Genomic DNA, 3,863 nt, shown 5'->3' with positions numbered 1-3,863 from the left:
AGGGGAGGACTTTCACCTCCATCTAGATGGATAGTTATAACTTTTTGGGGTTGTCCCCGCGAGTTACCTAAGTCATACCCCTCCCGTTTCGGGAGGCTCCTACTTAGAACAAGCCACACGCAGCCACGACCTCTACCTTTTTGACTAGTTCTCCCCAGGCTGCATTAGATATTGAGCGATTTAAACCTCTTTTAGTGGATTGTCCGTTACGGTCATATCCGCCATTTTCGTTGGGTTTGGGTTTACACCGAGACTTCATTGCCTTGATGTTCATATCCTCGAAAACTAGGGCATCTGTTCCATTAACTAATTGATTGGCAACATTCCATTGATACGCAGTACGTTTGTTTGTAATCCGCTCATGAAGTGAAGCTACCTTAGAGTAAGACTTTCCTCTATTTTTAGATCCTTTCCTTTTTCGGCTAGCCGCTTTTTGTCTGAGTTTTAGTCGCCTTTCTCTACGCCTAAAAGATTTTTGTTTGGCTGGATTCGCTATTGTCTTCCCATTAGATATACTGATTAATTTCTTGATACCTAGATCACCACCTTTAACTTTTAAAGGATCAATCTCATACTTGTCTTTTGTAAGGATTGCCGGAACTGACTTGTCTTCGATCTGAAGACTGACAAACCATCCCCGAGCTTTCCTACGAACAGTCACAGATTTTAGAGTGAATCCTTCAGGAATAGGGCGAGAGTTGTAAAAGCCCATCCAACCAATACCCGGAAGATATATTTTGTTCCCATCTAGTTTTACTTGACCAGGAGCATACTTGAAGCTTCTGAATCGTGACCTTCTTTTAGGCTTTGGATATCCAGTCTCTCCCTTAAAAAACTTAGAGAATGCGACATCTAACTGCCTTAGGGTTTGTTGCAGAACAGTTGAATGGATTATTTTGTACCAAGGTCTCTCCTTCTTGAGAATTGGAAGATTTGAACTGTGAGCCTCATACGCACTCCTCCTTGGATTTTTTTTGCTGTTTTTCCAGGGGTAACCCACGGAATGATTTCTGCTTACAGAACAAGTCAGCGGGCACACCTCTCCACCACTTCTCAGATCGCAGTAATTACCCAACCTTGGAGCTTTTACCTGATCATAAGAGTCATTTCTATCTCTTAATAGGTAGTTGTCTTCTGATCGCAACATGTCAAGCCATTTTTTCATCGTGGCTTCTTGTTGTCGGTTTGGCTTGAGTTTATAGGAGTACCCTAGCTGCATTTATTCGACCTTTCTGTTTATGCTACATTAATTATAGCTTATCGAAATACAGATGTCAACATTATGGGAAAAAGAACTGGGAGACCACCAATACATGGAGAGGCGAAGAAAGCGCATACAGTTAGAACAACAGATGCGGCATGGGAAGGTTTGAAACAAATGGCGATCAAGGCAGGTTTAAACTTGTCTGAGTACCTAGAATCCCTAGGCAAGACTGGTCGATTACCTTAAATATTTGAGAGGGAAATTCATCCTAGAGACGCGCGCCTTAGGATAGGGTCGCCTTTATGGTTAGTCGGCTATGCATAAAAGGGTTAAAACTTTTTGATTAAGGCTCCACTATCCTTACGGTAACTTCAACACCTTAAGAAGGATGGGGTATTCTTTCCCCCTCAAACTCCCCCTATTGATAAAAAACCAGCCCTGGTTACTCGGGCTTTTCTATAATCATACCAAATCCCCTGTTATAAGCGTTATCCCTGACGACTAGACGTCGCGACCTGACGGGGTGACAAACAGCCTTAAAAGCTTTACAGGGTGACCGGGTGTGGGGTGAGGGCGAACGGGGAAGATCAGGAGCTGGCTACGTTGCGACGAGACGGTTAAATCAGGTTTCGGAGCGATTGTTATCGCACCGGCTCACTCCAAATTCGCTGTCTTGATGCAGTCGCTCATGGGGGAAACCCCCTTTGGCGGCGCTGCATCGCTTCTATTTTCCCCACCCCCCACACCCCACACCCCACACCCCATACCCTGTCTAGTTTTTAGCATTGTTGTCACCCCCTCAGCGTCGCGACTATAGGAGCCAAATCCACCTGCGTGGGATAAATTAAAAAAGGGTTATCCCGGATTTGGGATGAACTATTTCACAACACTTATAATACGAGGGTAGTGGTTATCATATTAATGAGGTACATTCAAGTTTACCATGGATCACTCCCTACTCCCTACTCCCTACTCCCTACTCCCTAATCCCTACTCCCTACTCCCTACTCCCCAAAATGCACCTCACCTATTTGATAAATGCTAGATATCTAATTAATAATCTGATTAAAACAAGGCGCTTGTTTAAGAAGCATATTGGTAGCACAATCCCCCCTAAGGTCAGATTAAGAAATTTTCTGTAATACTAACATCATTCAAAACTAACTTAATGCTAAAATGTTCTCCCGGTTCACCACTTACTTGCAACTTAATATTTTCCGTCTCTCTGGCTTGGGTTTGAATCACCGCAATTCCCTCGTGATCCAGCACCATAATCTGTAGATTCTTGGGAAGACGGTCTGCACCACCAGGAGGAAAGAGTTCAATGAATATATTCATTTTGGGTGAATCCGTTGGATGTAGCTCCACAAATAAAGCCACCTTCTCGGCACCCCAGGCAATTTCCGAACCGAGTAGCTTACCTCGTTTTACTCCCACGGTAGTATGCAATCCTTTACTAGGTTGATCAAAGGGGAAACTTCTGAAATCAAGCATTGGCTCCGGTGCTGGCGGTAAGATAGTTTCCACTGTCTTCCAATCTGCCTCAAAACTATTCTCTAACCACTGCTTTAATCGCACTACTGGTGTCTGGTTTTGTGGTTGCTGTTGTTGGGTAGGGTGTGTTTGCATAGTGTTGGACGGTGAAGCATCGGTACACAAGACCTTGGGTTTGAAAGCATGACTATGGCTCCACTGCTTTGCCCCTGCCTGGGATAGGGGAGATTGCCGATACTCTCTAATGTGTGGCGGTAACTCTTTCAGGGTTCGCAATTGGTTGAGGGGTAATTCTTCTGTTATAACTGTATCAGCAAATCCTACCAGACTTGCCTCCTCCAATGCTTGATCAAGCTCCACCGCCACATAACCAATTCGTTCCTGCCAGACTGCTGCTGGAACTTTGACACACTTAGCCTCAGGTAAAACAAGTCTACACTCCAACTTACCATGATTTTTCACACTCAGATCCGCAACATCCATCAGGGTTTGCATCACTGGGTTCCAACTGTCGCTTTTCTCTAAGTTTGTCTCAAATCCCATACACCGCAAGTAAAAGTTAACTGCATACACTGCCAGAGTATTGAAATAAACCTGTTTGGCTTTAGTCAGATTAGCTTGGTGCTGTTGAAATTCCTTTGCTCTGCGATGTGCTGCTAAAGCTAGCGGAACTTTAAAGGTTAAGGGTTTAATGTACGACTTAATGGTAGACGTCATGATTACATCCTGTGCTGAGTCCAATCATAGTATTCCCTAACGTAGGAGCATAATCTAGCTAGTCATCCTAAGTCCTAGGTGAATAATATTTATGAACAAAATAGTCTTGAGTTTGTTTTGATTAATAAATGTTACTTTGGGATGCTTTGGTATTATACCAATTCCCTAAAATCAGCCTACCAATACTGTAACATAAATCCCTATCCTTTTTTTCTTTGATAGGTAAAAATTAACTTGATTTAAAAATACTTTAAAAAAGCGATGCAGCGCTATGTAAAAAGCGTAAGTATTCAGCTATCAGCTATCAGCTATCAGCTCTCAGCTATACTACTCCTAAATGATAATAGAGAAAGCCTCATAAGTGCCTAAATTAGGCATAGTAAATAATCGATATTCAATAAATAATTCAAATAATTTCTTAGTGAGCTTGAAAGATTGACATCGTTGA

General features: G+C 42.8%; 4 protein-coding genes. 2 read left to right on the top strand and 2 right to left on the bottom strand.

The features are described 5' to 3' along the window. Positions 1–103 precede the first annotated feature (103 nt). Positions 104–1,219 carry a transposase gene (locus F6K46_RS38710; protein ID WP_293068515.1) on the bottom strand — a complete coding sequence of 372 codons (1,116 nt, stop codon included), beginning with the start codon at positions 1,217–1,219 and terminating at the stop codon, positions 104–106. Between the two features lie 63 nt (positions 1,220–1,282). Here F6K46_RS38710 and F6K46_RS38705 point away from each other — a divergent pair, with 63 nt between their 5' ends. Beyond that, on the top strand, positions 1,283–1,450 hold the full coding sequence (locus F6K46_RS38705) for a hypothetical protein (RefSeq protein WP_198954039.1): 168 nt from the start codon (positions 1,283–1,285) through the stop codon (positions 1,448–1,450). 430 nt (positions 1,451–1,880) lie between these two features. Further along, positions 1,881–2,021, top strand: coding sequence for a hypothetical protein (locus F6K46_RS38700; RefSeq protein WP_293068512.1), 141 nt, complete (start codon positions 1,881–1,883; stop codon positions 2,019–2,021). A 302-nt stretch (positions 2,022–2,323) separates the two neighbouring features. On the opposite strand, the gene F6K46_RS38695 is transcribed toward F6K46_RS38700, so the two are convergent. Then, on the bottom strand, positions 2,324–3,415 hold the full coding sequence (locus tag F6K46_RS38695; protein ID WP_293068509.1) for a DUF1822 family protein: 1,092 nt from the start codon (positions 3,413–3,415) through the stop codon (positions 2,324–2,326). Positions 3,416–3,863 lie beyond the last annotated feature (448 nt).

This window comes from Moorena sp. SIO3E8, assembly GCF_010692445.1.
Classification (GTDB): Bacteria; Cyanobacteriota; Cyanobacteriia; order Cyanobacteriales; family Coleofasciculaceae; genus Moorena; species Moorena bouillonii.
The sequence above is the reverse complement of the archived record's forward strand: the minus strand, read 5'-3'. Positions and strand labels throughout refer to the sequence as shown.